This window comes from Thioclava atlantica (assembly GCF_000737065.1).
GTDB classification, from domain to species: domain Bacteria; phylum Pseudomonadota; class Alphaproteobacteria; order Rhodobacterales; family Rhodobacteraceae; genus Thioclava; species Thioclava atlantica.
This window is the reverse complement of sequence record NZ_AQRC01000003.1, coordinates 72,480-86,445: the sequence shown is the minus strand read 5'-3', so window position 1 is coordinate 86,445 and position 13,966 is coordinate 72,480. Positions and strand designations below refer to the sequence as shown.

At 67.9% G+C, this 13,966-nt stretch carries 13 protein-coding genes; 6 read left to right on the top strand and 7 right to left on the bottom strand.

Translation table 11 applies throughout. The features are described 5' to 3' along the window. Positions 1 to 9 precede the first annotated feature (9 nt). The 6 genes from DW2_RS04650 to DW2_RS04625 form a co-directional block, all read right to left on the bottom strand. Positions 10 to 1,143 (bottom strand): TFIIB-type zinc ribbon-containing protein, encoded by a 1,134-nt coding sequence (locus DW2_RS04650; RefSeq protein WP_081874858.1) that lies wholly within the window; start codon positions 1,141 to 1,143, stop codon positions 10 to 12. Between the two features lie 4 nt (positions 1,144 to 1,147). After that, positions 1,148 to 2,281, bottom strand: a complete 1,134-nt coding sequence (locus DW2_RS04645; protein WP_038144169.1) for an SPFH domain-containing protein — start codon at positions 2,279 to 2,281, stop codon at positions 1,148 to 1,150. Positions 2,282 to 2,303: 22 nt separating this feature from the next. Beyond that, positions 2,304 to 3,272 carry a DUF2927 domain-containing protein gene (locus DW2_RS04640; RefSeq protein ID WP_081874857.1) on the bottom strand — a complete coding sequence of 323 codons (969 nt, stop codon included), beginning with the start codon at positions 3,270 to 3,272 and terminating at the stop codon, positions 2,304 to 2,306. After that, positions 3,269 to 4,447 carry a toxic anion resistance protein gene (locus DW2_RS04635; RefSeq protein WP_038144168.1) on the bottom strand — a complete coding sequence of 393 codons (1,179 nt, stop codon included), beginning with the start codon at positions 4,445 to 4,447 and terminating at the stop codon, positions 3,269 to 3,271. Before DW2_RS04635 ends, DW2_RS04640 begins: the two co-directional genes overlap by 4 nt. 52 nt (positions 4,448 to 4,499) lie before the next feature. Beyond that, a complete protein-coding gene (locus DW2_RS04630) occupies positions 4,500 to 5,411 on the bottom strand; it encodes a 5-bromo-4-chloroindolyl phosphate hydrolysis family protein (RefSeq protein ID WP_038144166.1) in 912 nt (303 codons plus the stop codon). A gap of 236 nt (positions 5,412 to 5,647) precedes the next feature. Next, positions 5,648 to 7,246 carry a pseudouridine synthase gene (locus DW2_RS04625; protein ID WP_051855423.1) on the bottom strand — a complete coding sequence of 533 codons (1,599 nt, stop codon included), beginning with the start codon at positions 7,244 to 7,246 and terminating at the stop codon, positions 5,648 to 5,650. A gap of 123 nt (positions 7,247 to 7,369) precedes the next feature. Here DW2_RS04625 and DW2_RS04620 point away from each other — a divergent pair, with 123 nt between their 5' ends. From DW2_RS04620 to DW2_RS04605, 4 genes are all read left to right on the top strand, one after another. Continuing rightward, on the top strand, positions 7,370 to 7,819 hold the full coding sequence (locus DW2_RS04620; RefSeq protein ID WP_038144479.1) for a nucleoside deaminase: 450 nt from the start codon (positions 7,370 to 7,372) through the stop codon (positions 7,817 to 7,819). A gap of 144 nt (positions 7,820 to 7,963) precedes the next feature. Further along, positions 7,964 to 8,407, top strand: coding sequence for a PaaI family thioesterase (locus tag DW2_RS04615; RefSeq protein WP_038144164.1), 444 nt, complete (start codon positions 7,964 to 7,966; stop codon positions 8,405 to 8,407). Further along, positions 8,404 to 8,928: a PaaI family thioesterase gene (locus tag DW2_RS04610; RefSeq protein ID WP_038144162.1), complete on the top strand. Its 525-nt coding sequence runs from the start codon at positions 8,404 to 8,406 to the stop codon at positions 8,926 to 8,928. The genes DW2_RS04615 and DW2_RS04610 overlap by 4 nt, the downstream gene beginning before the upstream one ends. Continuing rightward, on the top strand, positions 8,921 to 10,228 hold the full coding sequence (locus DW2_RS04605) for an MATE family efflux transporter (RefSeq protein ID WP_081874856.1): 1,308 nt from the start codon (positions 8,921 to 8,923) through the stop codon (positions 10,226 to 10,228). The genes DW2_RS04610 and DW2_RS04605 overlap by 8 nt, the downstream gene beginning before the upstream one ends. A gap of 18 nt (positions 10,229 to 10,246) precedes the next feature. On the opposite strand, the gene DW2_RS04600 is transcribed toward DW2_RS04605, so the two are convergent. Next, positions 10,247 to 12,178, bottom strand: a complete 1,932-nt coding sequence (locus DW2_RS04600; RefSeq protein WP_051855420.1) for a 5'-nucleotidase C-terminal domain-containing protein — start codon at positions 12,176 to 12,178, stop codon at positions 10,247 to 10,249. A gap of 219 nt (positions 12,179 to 12,397) precedes the next feature. Between DW2_RS04600 and nudC the strand changes: the two genes are divergently transcribed. Together nudC and DW2_RS04590 are read left to right on the top strand one after the other, a co-directional pair. Beyond that, positions 12,398 to 13,423 carry an NAD(+) diphosphatase gene (gene nudC / locus DW2_RS04595; RefSeq protein ID WP_081874855.1) on the top strand — a complete coding sequence of 342 codons (1,026 nt, stop codon included), beginning with the start codon at positions 12,398 to 12,400 and terminating at the stop codon, positions 13,421 to 13,423. 61 nt (positions 13,424 to 13,484) lie between these two features. After that, positions 13,485 to 13,961 (top strand): SRPBCC family protein, encoded by a 477-nt coding sequence (locus DW2_RS04590; protein ID WP_038144158.1) that lies wholly within the window; start codon positions 13,485 to 13,487, stop codon positions 13,959 to 13,961. Positions 13,962 to 13,966 lie beyond the last annotated feature (5 nt).

Sequence of the window (13,966 nt, the reverse complement as noted above, 5' to 3'; positions counted from 1 at the left end):
CGACACCCGTCACCGCGACTGGAAATAGGCGATGGCCCCGATCACGATGACGGCCAGAAGCAGCGCGAAGGCGATCTTCCAGGCCGACCAGGGCCGATCGCCCTGCACACGGCCGGTCTGGGCGTTGACCACGAACCGGTAGGATCGGTCCCGGAACCGATAGGCGGCGGTCCAGACCGGCAGCAGGATATGCTTGAAGGTCTCGTCCGAGAAACGCGGATCCATCGAGGCAATCTGCTGCTCGTCCCCGCCGATATCGCGCCGGATATCGGTCTGGATCACGCGGATCATCTCGGCCTGCGCCGCATGATGGCCCTCGTGCAGCTCGACCGTGTAGCCCTCGGCGGAGAAGCCTGCCAGATAGTCGCGCCGATAGGGTTCGAGTGCGCTCAGATCCCAGGGCTGCAACGCCTGCACGTAACCCGGCGGCAGCGAGCGCGCGGCATAGATCACGACATCGTCGAAATCGCGCGCGACCTGTCCGGCCACCGGCGTCCAGCGGATCCGCCGGACCTGCTGGGTGCGCGGGCCCTTGTCGGTCTGGACGGTGCGCGATTCATAATAGGCGTCGCCCCTCTGGCCGGTATAGCGCGTGCGGGTTGCGGCATCGAAGGTCCAGAACGGCGCGTAGATGCCGCTCATCCTCCGTCCCTTGCGGGCGTATCTGGTGAGGCCGTTGGGCGCGAACCACAGGCTCCCGAGCCATTTCGACAGCGCCGCCCGGGCCTGATCTTCGGTCAGCTGGAAGGGCAGCACGCCCTGCGGCTTGATGAGACGCCGCGTGCCGGTATCGGTCACCACGGGCGTGGCGCAGAAGGGACATTCGGTGGCGTGCTCGCCATTGTGCAATTCGATCGTCGCGCCGCAATTCGGGCAGGAGAGCGTCCGGAGCTCTTCCATCTCCGGCTCGGGCAGGCCCTTGGCGAGCGTTTGCGCGAGCGGGATTTCCCGCAGTCGCGCCATGCCGCGCCCGGTGGCGGCGGGAATGTCCTGCACATGGCCGCAATGGTCGCAGACGAGCCGGGTCTGACCCGGCGCGAAGCGCAGATCCGCGCCGCAGCTTTCGCATTGATAGTGGCTCTCGCCGCGTGGATCGGCGGGGCCGCTCCCGGACGAGCGGCCCACTTTCGGGATCTGCATCATGGTCTCAGCCCGCGGGCGGTGGTGGCGGAGGCGGGGCGATGGTGAAAAGCTGCGCGAGTTCGGTCACGTCCTCGGCGCGCTTCCAGCCGTCCTGACCGGGCGTCCAGACGAGGCTGTCCCGGGTAAGCGTGCCCTCCGAGACCATCCGGCCCAGATGGCCGCGACCATAGGGCCCCTGCGTCTGCCCGTTCACGGCCAGATGCCAGACCTTCTCGACCGGCGGGGGCGGGGGAGGCGGGGCGGCGGCTGCCGGCTGGGTGGGGGGCTGCCCCCAGGGGCCGGCCCAGCCCATCTGGTTGCCCATCGCCATGCCCACGCCCGCACCCATCCCGGCGCCCATGGCAGCGCCCATCCCGGCACCCGCGCCGGAGCCCGGCTGGCCCATCGCCTCGGCGGCGTTGAACTGCATGTACTTGCCCAGATCGCCCACGATGCCCATCGAGGTGCGCTTGTCGAGTACGGCTTCGACCGCCTCGGGCAGCGAGACGTTCTCGATGTAGAATTCCGGCAGTTCCAGCCCGTAATTGCCGATCGTCGGCGCGATCGCCTTGCTCACGAGCTTGCCCAGATCGGCGGTGTTCGCGGCCATGTCGAGCACCGGGATGCCCGAGCCCGCAATTGCGCGCGAGAATTCCTGCACGATCACGTTGCGCAGCTGGTAGCTGATCTCGTCGGAGGTGAATTCGCCATCGGTGCCGACGATCTCGGTCAGGAACTTGCCCGGATCGGTGACGCGCATCGAATAGGTGCCGAAGGCGCGGATGCGCACCGGGCCGAATTCGGGATCGCGCGCGATGACCGGGTTCTTCGTGCCCCATTTCAGGTCGTTGAACCGGGTCGTGTTGACGAAGTAGATCTCGGACTGGAAGGGCGAGCGGAACCCGTGATCCCAGTGCTGGAGCGTGGTCAGGATCGGCAGGTTGTTGGTCTCGAGCATGTAGAGGCCGGGGCCGAAGATATCGGCGAGCTGCCCCTCATGGACGAAGATCGCCGCCTGACCCTCGCGCACCGTCAGCTTGGCGCCATACTTGATCGCATGGCCCTCGCGCTCGAACCGCCAGACCATCGTGTCGCGCGTGTCGTCGGTCCAGCCGATGACGTCGATGAACTCGCCCGAGAGGAAATCGAGAATGCCCATGTTGCGGTTCCTTTCCGCTGTTTCAGCTCTCGCCGCCCATCAGTTCGGCGGCGATCTTTTCGACGATCGGGCGCGCCTCGGCCTCGGTCATGCCGGGGCGCAGGCGCGGGTCGTAGAGCATGCGCAGCAGCAGCTCGTCGTGATGGGTGAGCAGCGAGAATTCCTCGTCGTCATTGAAGATCGAGGGCCGCGCGCGCGGCGAGTCGTTGGCAAGCCCCAGCCCCTGCGCGAGCTCCTCGTGGATGCAGCTCGTGCGCAGTTCCGGCGGGTGCTCGCCACGGATCACCGCAACCGCCTCGGTGTAGATCGGGCTGTCACCCTCCGAGAAGGCGAAGACGACGCAATAGGTCGAGAGCGGCAGATCGGTGATCGCATCGACGCTGGCATTGTCGATCCCCGGCACCAACTCGCGCAGGCGCGGGCCGATATCGCGGCGCTCGTCCTCGTTGAGGAAGAGCACGTGGAAATTGCCATGCGCATGCACGACGCTGACCGGGTGTTTCGAGGCGCGCGCGAGCTTGCTGGCATAGGCGGTCACCTCGGCGCGGTCCGAGATCCGGTCGGCGCGCGGGATCGAGGGGCCGAAGGCGATATCCATCCGCACCGGCTTTTCCCAGCGGCGCAGCCGCGACGGGGTCTGGCGCGCAATGAACCCGCCGCCGCGGGGCGTGTACTCGTCGTAAAGCGCGATCTTGACGAAATCCTCTACCAGCTGCCGGGTCGTGAAGGGCGCATCGCGCGGGGCGACGTCGGTGCGCAGCTGGCCGCGGGCTTCCATCTCGGTCGCGGTCTTCGTGTAATAGGACTGCATCTCGCGCGAGAGAGCGCTTTGAGGCACGACCGGTCCGCGTTCGAATTCCGCCGGGGGCTGGAGCGGCCGCGGCGCCTTGCGCGGCGCGTTCGGTGAGGTGCCGAAGCTCGTGATGCAGCCCGACAGCGCGAGGCACCCCGCGATTCCCGCCAACCAGCGCAAGGCCCGCATCTGCATCATCCGGCAGCTCCACCCGCCTGAGCGGAGGATTTCGCCGCAGCGAGCGTGTCGCGCAGCTTGTGTTCCATCTCGACCAGATCCTTTTCGGCGTCGGCGCGCTTGCGCTTGCCCTCGTCGGCGATGCGCAGGCTGTCCTCGATCGTCGCGATCAGATCCGCATTGGCCGCCTTCACCGCCTCGATATCGAAGACCCCGCGCTCCATCTCGGTGCGGATCTCGGCATTGGCCTCGCGCAGGTTCTTGGCGTTGGAGCGCAGCAGCTCGTTGGTCAGATCATTCGCCTCGCGCACCGCGCCGGCCGCCTCGCGCGAGCGCTGGATCGTCACCGCCTGCGCAAGCTGGGTCTCCCAGAGCGGGACGGTGTTCACCAGCGTCGAGTTGATCTTGGTGACAAGGCTCTTGTCGTTTTCCTGCACCAGCCGGATCGAGGGCAGGGACTGCATCGTCACCTGCCGGGTCAGCTTCAGGTCATGCACGCGGCGTTCCAGATCGTCGCGTGCCGCGCGCAGGTCGCGCAGGGCCTGGGCCTTGAGCACCTTCTCGTCTTCGGGAGCGTCTGCGACGGCCTTCTCGAGCGCGGGGATGTCGGTCTCGTCGATCTCGCGCAGCTTCTCGGTGCCCGCCGCGATATAGAGCGCGAGCTCGTCATAGAAATCCAGCGTCTTGTCATAGAGCATGTCGAGCGACTTGATGTCCTTCATCAGCTTGTGCTCGTGGCTCAAAAGCTCGTCGGTCACGCGGTCGATCTGGCCCTGGACCTCCTCGAAGCGGGCGACGAAATTGGCGAAGGGCGCGGCGCGGCCCAGAAGCTTCTCCCACCAGCTGCGCTTGCGGCGCACGTCGAGCTCGCTCACCGCGAAGCCCCGGATCGTGGTCACGATCTGGCGCAGGCTGTCGCCGGCCGGGCCGACATCCTTGTTCTTCACCCCCGAGAGCATCTCCTGGCTGATCGCCTGCAGGTCGGTCTGTGCCCGCGAGCCGAATTGCACGATCGAGCCGGTATCGCCTAGATCGAGCTCGGCCATGCGCGCGCGGATCTGTTCGGCCGTCTCCGGCGGGGCCTGATCGAGCGGCGTCACCGCCTCGGCCGGGCCCGGTTCCGGCAAGAGCGCCCCGGTCAGCCCTTCCACCTCGGTCATCAGCTCGGTCGCCTTCTGGCGGGTCGTCTCGGTCATCGCTGGCCTCCCTTGGGCTCATCCGGGCGCGTGGCCCTTGTTTCTTCCACTATCACTCGCGAGCGGCGCGCGGTGCAACGCCCTCGCGCGCAAGCCGGTCGCGCAGGACCTCGATCTCGATCTCGAGCCCTTCGCGCCCGTCCTCGAGCATCTTCTTCGTGCGGGCGGTGAAATTCGCCTCGAGATCGGCAAGCAGGGCCTCGTAATCCGTGCGCGCCTTCTGATCGCGGGTGGTGCGCCAAAGATCGGCGAACTTGATCGTCGCGTCGCGCGCGCCCTCGAGATAGACGGTCATGTAGCGCCGCGCCTGAGCGAGATCGCCCGGGTCCTCCTCGACCGCGCGGAAGAGATCGCGCGCGGTCGTCGCGAAAGCATCGACGCGCGAGACCAGCGCGCGCTCGCCCGACGGGGCGATGGCACTGCGCATCTGCGCGAGATAGGCCTCGCCTTCCTTCACCACCCGGGCGACGCGATCCTGCTGGAACCGGTCGATGCCTTCCATGCCCTTGTCCTCGAGCGGATCGAGCCCGAAGGCCACGAGCGAGATCACCGCACCGACGAGCCCGATGGCCGCCGCCCCGAAGAGGCCGAGTTCCGGGGCCTGCGCCCCGAGCGCGAGACCGAGCCCGTACACCGCCGAGCCTGCGATCTTGCGCGGAAAGGCCGGCCGCCGGGACGCGGCGCGGGCGGCATAGGCGAACTCGGCGCGCAGGCCCTCGCGGATCGTCCAGGCCGCGCCCGCGATCAGCGCGAACGCCCCGAGCGCGCGTGCGAGTGTAACGGGGCCGTTGCCGAAGGCGGCAAGAAGGAAGGGAAGGGCCGCGGCCACGATCCAGAACGGTCGTCCCTCGTGGGGATGGCGCGCGCCGGGACGCCGATGCGGCGGGACCGAGAGCGCATCATTGAGGTCAGGTTTGGTCGAACCGCCCTCGGGGCTGTACTTGCCGCCATATCGCTGGGCCATCAGACGCTCCCCGTGAGCGCGACCGACAGCGTCAGCGCGATCATCAACCAGAAAGCGATCGTCTTTTGCGCATTACGCGACATCGCGAGCCTCCGCCCGGCGCGGGATTTTTCGCACCATACCTGAATTTATAGGAAGAGCGGCGGAGTTGCGCCAGAGGTGGGCTGTGAAATTCGCGTAAACCCGCCGAGGGAATTCGCGTGGAATTTTCCCCTCGACGGATATGTCCTGGCCGGTCAGCCGCGCGGTTTGCCGCGCGGTGCGCCTTTCGGCCCGTTGCCCGGTCCGCGTCCGCCGCGCTTGTCGTCTCCGTCGCGATGCGACTTGAACCCGCCCGCGCGCGGTTTCCCGCCCGGCTTTCCGCCATGCGACTTGAAACCCTCGGCGCGCGGCTTGCCACCCGGCTTGTCCCCGCGCGAGCGGAACCCTTCCGAGCGCGGCCGATCACCTTCGGGACGGTCGCCCCGCGGCTTGCCGAAGCGGGGCTTGTCGCCTTGATCGCGGTCGTCGCGGTCGCGGTTGAAACGGGGGCGGTCGCCTTGCGGACGGTCGTCCCGATCCTTGCGGAAACGCGGCTTGTCCCCCTGCGGGCGGTCGTCGCGATCACGCGAGAAGCGCGGCTTGTCGTCGCCGTCGCGGTTCGATTTGAACCCGCCGGAGCGCGGCTTGCGCGGAGCGCCGTCGCGCGGTCCATCCGTGCGCGGTTTGGCGAAGCGCGGCTTGCCGCCCTGATCGCGATCGTCGCGGTCGCGGCTGAAACGGGGGCGGTCGCCCTGCGGACGGTCGTCGCGCTTCTTGTCAAAGCGCGGCTTGTCTTCGCGGCCCCGGTCATCCCGGTCACGATTGAAGCGCGGCTTGTCGTCCCGGCCGCGGTCGTCACGATCCCGGTTGAAACGCGGCTTGTCGCCTTCGTCGCGATGCGATTTGACCCCACCCGCGCGCGGCTTGCGCGGCCGGTCCTCGCGCGGGCCGTCCTCGCGCTTGCCGAAACGCGGCTTCTCGCCACGCGGTCCCCGCTCGGGGCGCGCGTCGCCGTCGCGACGGGGCTTGCGGTCATGGCGCTCGGGCTCGCCCTGCTGGGGCGCCTCCTCGAGAAGCCCGCCGAGCTGGTCGCGCAGCATCCGGCGCTTCACCTCCATCACGTCGCCCGGATTCATGTCCATCAGCCGGAACGGGCCGTAGCTGATGCGGATCAGGCGGTTCACCTGCAGGCCGATCTCGGTCATCGCGCGGCGGATCTCGCGGTTGCGACCCTCGCGGATCCCCACGGTCAGCCAGGCATTCGCGCCCTGCTGTCGGTCGAGTGTGACCTCCATCGGCAGGAATTCCTCGCCCTCGATGGTGATGCCCCGGCGCAGCGGGTCGAAGGTGGCCTCGGTCGGGCGGCCGTTCACGCGAACGCGGTATTTGCGCAGCCAGCCGGTCTCGGGCAGTTCCAGCCGGCGCTTGAGCCCGCCATCATTGGTCAGCAGCAGCAGCCCTTCGGAATTGAGGTCGAGCCGGCCGATGTTGAGCACTCGCGGCATCCCCTCGGGCATCTCGTCGAAGATCGTGCGGCGGCCCAGTTCGTCCTTCTCGGTCGTCACCAGCCCGAGCGGCTTGTAATAGAGCCAGAGCCGGGTTTCCTGCGGGGCGTCGATCGGCTTGCCGTCGATGGTGATCTTGTCGCCGGGCGCCACGTCGCGCGCTGGCGTGTCGATCTGCTTGCCGTTCACGGCGACCTTGCCTGCAAAGATCATCTTCTCGGCGTCGCGGCGCGAGGCCACGCCGGAGCGCGCGATCACCTTGGCGACGCGTTCGGTCTGGACGGGTTTCGGGGCGGGGGTGTCGGTCATCTGTCGGTTCCTTCTGGGGGAGGGGGCGCCGGAGTCGCTCGGGCGCGAAGGCCGCGCTCTACACCTTTCGCACCCGCTTGGGAAGCGTCTTGATAAGAACGCGTCGGCAAGCGATGTAGAGGCATGGTATTCCGGTCCTTCATGCAACAGGCGCTCGACGAGGCGCGGGCGGCGGCGGCGCGCGGCGAGGTCCCCGTCGGCGCGGTGGTCGTGTCGCCCATGGGCGAGGTCGTGGCGCGGGCGGGCAACCGCACCCGCGAGCTTGCCGACCCGACCGCGCATGCCGAGATCCTCGCGATGCGCGCGGCCTGCAAGGCGCTCGGCTCGGAGCGCCTGCCGGGGCATGATCTCTATGTCACGCTCGAACCCTGCCCGATGTGCGCCTCGGCGATCTCCCAGGCCCGGATCGCGCGGCTCTATTACGGGGCGGCGGACCCGAAATCGGGCGGCGTCGCGCATGGGCCAAGGGTCTTCACCCATCCGCAGAGCCATCATGTGCCCGAGGTCTATGACGGGATCGGGGCGGCGGAGGCCGAGGCGTTGCTGAAGGCGTTCTTCGCCGCGAAACGCTGAGGCGCAGCGCGCGGCCGATGCCCGTATCATCGAGCGACCCGAGGGGGTTCTCGATCATCCGGGCGGGAACGACCCAGCGTCTCCCCTTGAACCCGTCCGTCCCCTCGTCGATAGTCACCTCGACCCGAACCAGTGGACAATTTCATGAGCGTCTCCGACGACCACCTCCTCAAGCAGGCTCGCCAGTTCATCGAGGCGATCCCCCATGCGCGGGCGCTCTCGATGGAGCTCGACGCGATCGGCCCCGGCACAGCCACCCTCTCGATGCCCTATGATCCCCGCTTCATCGGCGATCCGCGCACCGGCGTCATTCATGGCGGCGCGGTCTCGGCGCTGATGGATACCTGCGCGGGGGCGGCGGTGATGAGCCATCCGGAGGCGGGAAGCGTAACCGCCACCCTCGATCTGCGTATCGACTACATGCGCCCCGCCAAGCCGGGCCAGCGGATCACCGCGCGCGCGGAATGCTACCATGTCACCCGTTCGGTCGCCTTCGTGCGCGCCACCGCCCATGACGAGGAAGAGGGGCTGCCGGTCGCTGCCGCCACCGGCGCCTTCACCGTGGATCGCCGGGAGGTGCGCAAATGAACCGTGGCAAGCCCGAACCCGTCCAGGCCGTTAAGCAACGCCGCGATGGTGCGCTCAAGATGCTCGTCGAGGGCGTGCCCTATGCGCAGTTCCTCGGCATCCATTTCGACCGGCGCGGCGACGAACTCACCGCTATCCTGCCCTTCGAGAACAAACTGATCGGCAACCCGATGCTGCCCGCGCTGCACGGCGGCGTGACGGCGGCCTTCCTCGAAGTCACCGCGATCATCGAACTGAGCTGGTCCTATCTCTGGGAAGATATCGAGGCCGGCCGGATCGACCCGGCGACGCTCGATCCGAAGCATATGCCGCGGCTGCCAAAGACCATTGATTTCACCGTCGATTACCTGCGCTCGGGCCTGCCGCGCGACGCCTATGCGCGGGCGCGGGTGAACCGTTCGGGGCGGCGCTATGCCTCCGTGCATGTCGAGGCCTGGCAGGACAACCGTTCCCGTCTGTTCGCCCAGGCGACGGGGCATTTCCTGATGCCTGCGCGCGATGTCTCGGGTGAGAATGGCTGAGATCACCCATGCCCGCGTGTTGAAGATCGCGGGCCCGATCGTTCTCTCCAACGCCACGATCCCGATCCTCGGCGCTGTCGATACCGGGGTGGTGGGCCAGCTTGGCCTGCCCGCCCCGATCGGCGCGGTCGGGATCGGTGCGGTGATCCTGTCCTCGATCTACTGGGTCTTCGGCTTCCTCAGGATGGGCACCACGGGACTTGTTTCGCAGGCGCATGGCACGGGCGATACCGGCGAGGTCTCGGCGGGGCTTCTGCGCGCGCTGATCGTGGCGGGGATCGCCGGGCTGTCACTGATCGCCTTGCAGATCCCGCTTTTCTGGGCTGCCTTCAAGATCGCCCCCGCGAGCGCCGAGGTCGAGTCGCTCGCGCGCGATTACCTCCAGATCCGGATCTGGGGTGCGCCGTTGACGATCTCGCTCTATGCCTTCACCGGCTGGCTGATCGCGCTCGAGCGCACCCGCGGGGTTCTGGCGCTGCAGGTCACGATGAACGGGCTCAACGTGCTGCTCGATCTGTGGTTCGTGCTCGGCCTCGGCTGGGGCGTGAAGGGCGTGGCCGCGGCGACCTTGATCTCCGAGATCGGCGGCGTGACGCTCGCGCTCTGGTTGGCGCGCGGGGCCTTTCTGGGGGGCTTGTGGCGGGCGCGGGCGATCTTCGACCGGCTCAAGCTCGTGACGATGGCGCGGGTGAATACCGACATCATGATCCGCTCGGTCCTGCTGCAGGCAAGTTTCACCGCCTTCCTGTTCCTCGGTGCGGGGCAGGGCGATGTGACGCTCGCGGCCAATCAGGTGCTGGTGCAGTTCCTGCAGATCACGGCCTTCGCGCTCGACGGGTTCGCCTTCTCGGCCGAAAGCCTCGTCGGTCAGGCGGTGGGCGCGCGGGCGGTCGGGCGCCTGCGCCGCGCGGCGGTCGTGTCGTCGCAATGGGGCGTCTTAGGGGCCGTCTTGCTGGGAGCCGCATTCTTCTTCGCGGGGCCGTCGATCATCGACGTGATGACCACCGCACCCGAGGTGCGCGTCGAGGCGCGCGCCTATCTGCCCTGGATCGCGGCGGCCCCGTTGATCGGCATCGCGAGCTGGATGCTCGACGGGATCTTCATCGGCGCCACGCTGACGCGCGAGATGCGCAATGCGATGCTGGTCTCGGTCGCGATCTACGCAGCGGCTCTGTCGCTTCTGATCCCGGCCTTCGGCAATCACGGGCTCTGGGCGGGGCTGATGGTGCTCAACGCGACGCGCGGGATCACGATGGCGCGGCTCTATCCGAGGGCCGAGGCGAAGGCCCGCGCCGTCTGAGCGATCAGGCGTGCCCGCTCACAGCGCGATTTCGAGTGGCAGGAACCCCTCGTCGTCGAGCGGAAGCGGCGTCACCGACATCCCCGCGCGCCGCAAGTCGGACAGATGAGAGACCGCCCCCGGACCCGTCTGGCAGATCACGCGGGCGCCGGGTATCGGCGCGAAGCGCCAGACCGGACGCGCAGCGGGTGCGGGATCGGCGTGCGGGCGCTGGATCTCGGCCAGAAGAAGATCGCGGATAGGTGCCGGTTCTCTGGTCAGGGAAACCGGGCGTCCTCTCGGTCGGAAACCGCCCCCGCCCGCGAGCCGGAAATCGCTGCTCAGGACGACAAACCGTTCCTCGTCGGCGATCTTGCGTCCCGCGTGGTGGAGATCCCGGATCCTGCCCGTCCCGGACGCCATCAGCCTGCCCGTCGAGTCGTAGCGGGCCGGGGCAGACAGGTCGATCTCGTAGGTGAGGCCCGGGAAGACGTCGAACTGGTAGCTGGCGAAGGTCGGATCCAGAAGTTTTGCGCCCGTTCCGCCGGGGAGCTGGCGCTGAAAAACCGAGGCGGCCAGTTCGAGCCAGTCGCGCAACTCCGTGCCCGAGATCTCAACCGCCCCGATCGCATTGTTGTAGAGGTAGAGGTCATCGAGATGGTTCGCGCGCAATTTCCCGGCCGGAATGTCGACATAGTTCCCGGGCCCGCCCAAGCCCCCCGCCTTGAAGGCCGAAACCGCCGCGATCATCGGCAGGTGCCGTTCCGGCCGGTCCACCAGGCAGTCTCGGGCGTGGCGCAATTTGGCCCGCGCGATCAGCGCCAATGTCGGGTCGGGACCGAGCGTCGCGAAATAGCTGTGCAGCGGATGCAGGCTCACCCCGATCTCCCGGCGGATATGGGTAAGCGTACGCGTATGGGCATCGGCGCTCAGTTCGAGGATCGCGGGGCATTCGCAATCCCGGACATCTCCGGCCTGCCGCAGGTTCGCGGCGTGGTTCCGGATCGACCAGCGGCCGTCGCGCTTTTCCAGCGAGAGGTCGAGAACCCCGATATGCGTTCCTCCCGTTCCCGCATTGATCGCGGGTTTGCCATGCAGGGTGCTCGCATGCGGATCGATCCCGCCGTCTCCCGTCTGCTGCGGGGCGGGAAAGGTGCGATGGTCATGCCCGAAGAGGATCACGTCGATCCCGTCTATCTGGGCGAGGCCCTGCGGGCCAAGGCGCGCGGGTTGCGAGGCATGAGAGATGTCCTGCCCGAGGATCGGTGCGATCCCCGTATGCGCGAGCGCGATCACCAGATCGGGCATCGCACGACGGATATCGGGCATATGGTCACTTGCGGCGTCGAGCAGGCAGGTGGTGTGAAGCCCGGCGTTCGGGGGCATCTGCGGCAGCGGCGGGATCGGCGGCGGCAGAAAGCCGATCACCGCGATGCGCAGCCGGTGAGTGCGGCCCGCATCATCTGTCATGTCCCGCTCGAGCAGCACCCAAGGTGCGATCCCCTTCGGCAAGTTCCCCTCGGACCCTCCGCGCGCCGCGAGATTGGCGCCCAGAAAAGGAAAGCGCGCCTCGTTCCGGGCCTGTTCGAGGCGCGCCGTTCCGAAGTCGAATTCATGATTTCCGAGCGCGGCCGCATCGTATCCGACCGCATTCATCACCGCGATCATCGGGTTCGCGATGCCCTCCACATGCGGCTCGGCCTCACCCCAGATCTGGGTCATCGGCGTGCCTTGCAGGAAATCGCCGCAATCGAAGAGGAGCGAGTTGGAGGCTTCGTCGCGGGCGCGCGCGATCTCGGGGGCGAGGGCTGCGAGCCCCGTGCAGGGCGCGGGCCGGTCGTTGAAGTAGTCGTAGCTTCGGACCTGCCCGTGAAGATCGGTCGTCTCGATGAGGCGCAGGGCAAGGGTGACCTGCGTCGGTTCAAGCTCGATATGTTGCCCGGCCCCCAGCCGGTCAGGCAAATATCCCATTCCCTTCCCTTCGCCGCGCTTTTCCTGCGCGATCCGTGGCGACCGGGACCCGGTCTTTATTGCTCCCTGCTCGTCAACTTAAAGTAGAAACGCTTATTTACCTAGAAAATATATGCGTCGCGCGGGCAGGGCGGGCGCCCCTGCGCTGTCAATTTCACGTTTGGGCTCTGGTTTCCCCGTCTGCCCCATGCGAAGCAATTGCCGAATGGAGGTGTTCGCATGACCGATCTTTCCCGCCGGACGCCGATCCCGGAGGTTGCGCCCGATGCCTGGGGTTGGGGACGGACAGACCCGAGCGGTCTCGCCTTTGCCGAACGCTCGGGCCTGCTGGAGCGTGCGGCGCATCTGCGCGCCGACCCCGAGAGGGTCGCGACGCTGCGGCGCCGGAAGGATACGCACGTGCTCGCTCTGTGGCGCGGACGGCCGCTCTTCGAGGGCGGCGCGCTGCATCTCCTGCCCCATGATCATCCGCTGCTGGACGAGGCCGAGGGGCTGGAACTGTTCCTTGGCTGCGCACAGGGGCGGCCGGTCTTCGCGCGGGATGTCTCGGCGCTCGAACCCGACGGAGACCGTCCCAGCGGCGCGGCCTTCTTCGATCCGAGCGAACAGCACCATCCGGGCCTGCCCCACGGCGTCGTCTTCGCTGAACTGCGCGGGCGGCTCGCGGTTCTGACCCCGCTCGAGGCCGAGATCGCCGCGACGGCGCGGGCGATGCTCGAATGGCACCGGACGCATGGTTTCTGCGCAGCCTGCGGGGTGAAGAGCGACCCTGAGGAGGCGGGGTGGCAGCGGCGTTGCCCGGCCTGCGAACGGCGCCATTTCCCGCGTACCGATCCGGTCGTGATCATGCTGATCACCCGCGGCAACGAACTTCTTCTGGGACGCGGGCCGCACTGGCCCGAGACGATGTATTCCGCGCTGGCCGGTTTCATGGAGCCGGGAGAGACGCTCGAGGCCGCGGTGCGCCGTGAGGTCTTTGAGGAGGCGGGGGTGCGGGTCGGACCGGTGCGCTTCATCGCCTCGCAGCCCTGGCCCTTTCCGGCGTCGCTGATGCTGGGCTGTCACGGCATCGCCACCACGACCGAGATCACCATCGACCCGGTGGAGATCGCGGATGCGCGCTGGATCTCCCGCGAGCGGCTGGTGCGCGTGATGGCCGGGCGCGATCCCGAGATCAGCCCGCCGCGGACGGGTGCGATCGCGGGCTGGCTGATGCGCGAGTGGCTTGCGGACCGGCTCGATTGACGCCACTTTGCGGCGCACAGCGTCGCCCCCTCAAGTACCGCCCCCGCCCAAGGACATTGGAATGAAGCTCTCGACCCGCACCGACATCGCCGCTCCGCAGGACTTCGTCTTCGAGCGTCTGGCCGATTTCGGGTCCTTCGAACGCGACGCGATGCGGCGCGGGGTCACGCTCAGGCGGCTCGACGCGCTTTCGGTTCCGGGCGCCGGCATGTCCTGGGAGGTGGGCTTCCGGTTTCGCGGCAAGCAGCGACAGGTGCTCACCGATATCCGCCGCTACGAGGAGCCGGAGTTTCTCGAATACGCGGGTGTGTCGAACAGTTTCGAGGCGGGGCTCGAATTCGTCCTCACCGAGCTTTCGAAGACCCGGACGCGGCTTCAGATCGGGCTCGATGTGCGGCCGCGCTCGCTCGGGGCGCGACTGATGATCCAGTCCGCCAAGCTCGGCAAGGGCAATCTCGAACGCCGCTTCCAGGAGCGGGTCCAGCAATTCGCGGAAGATATCGAGCTTCAGGCCGAGCGACGCGCGCGCGGGGCCTGACGCGC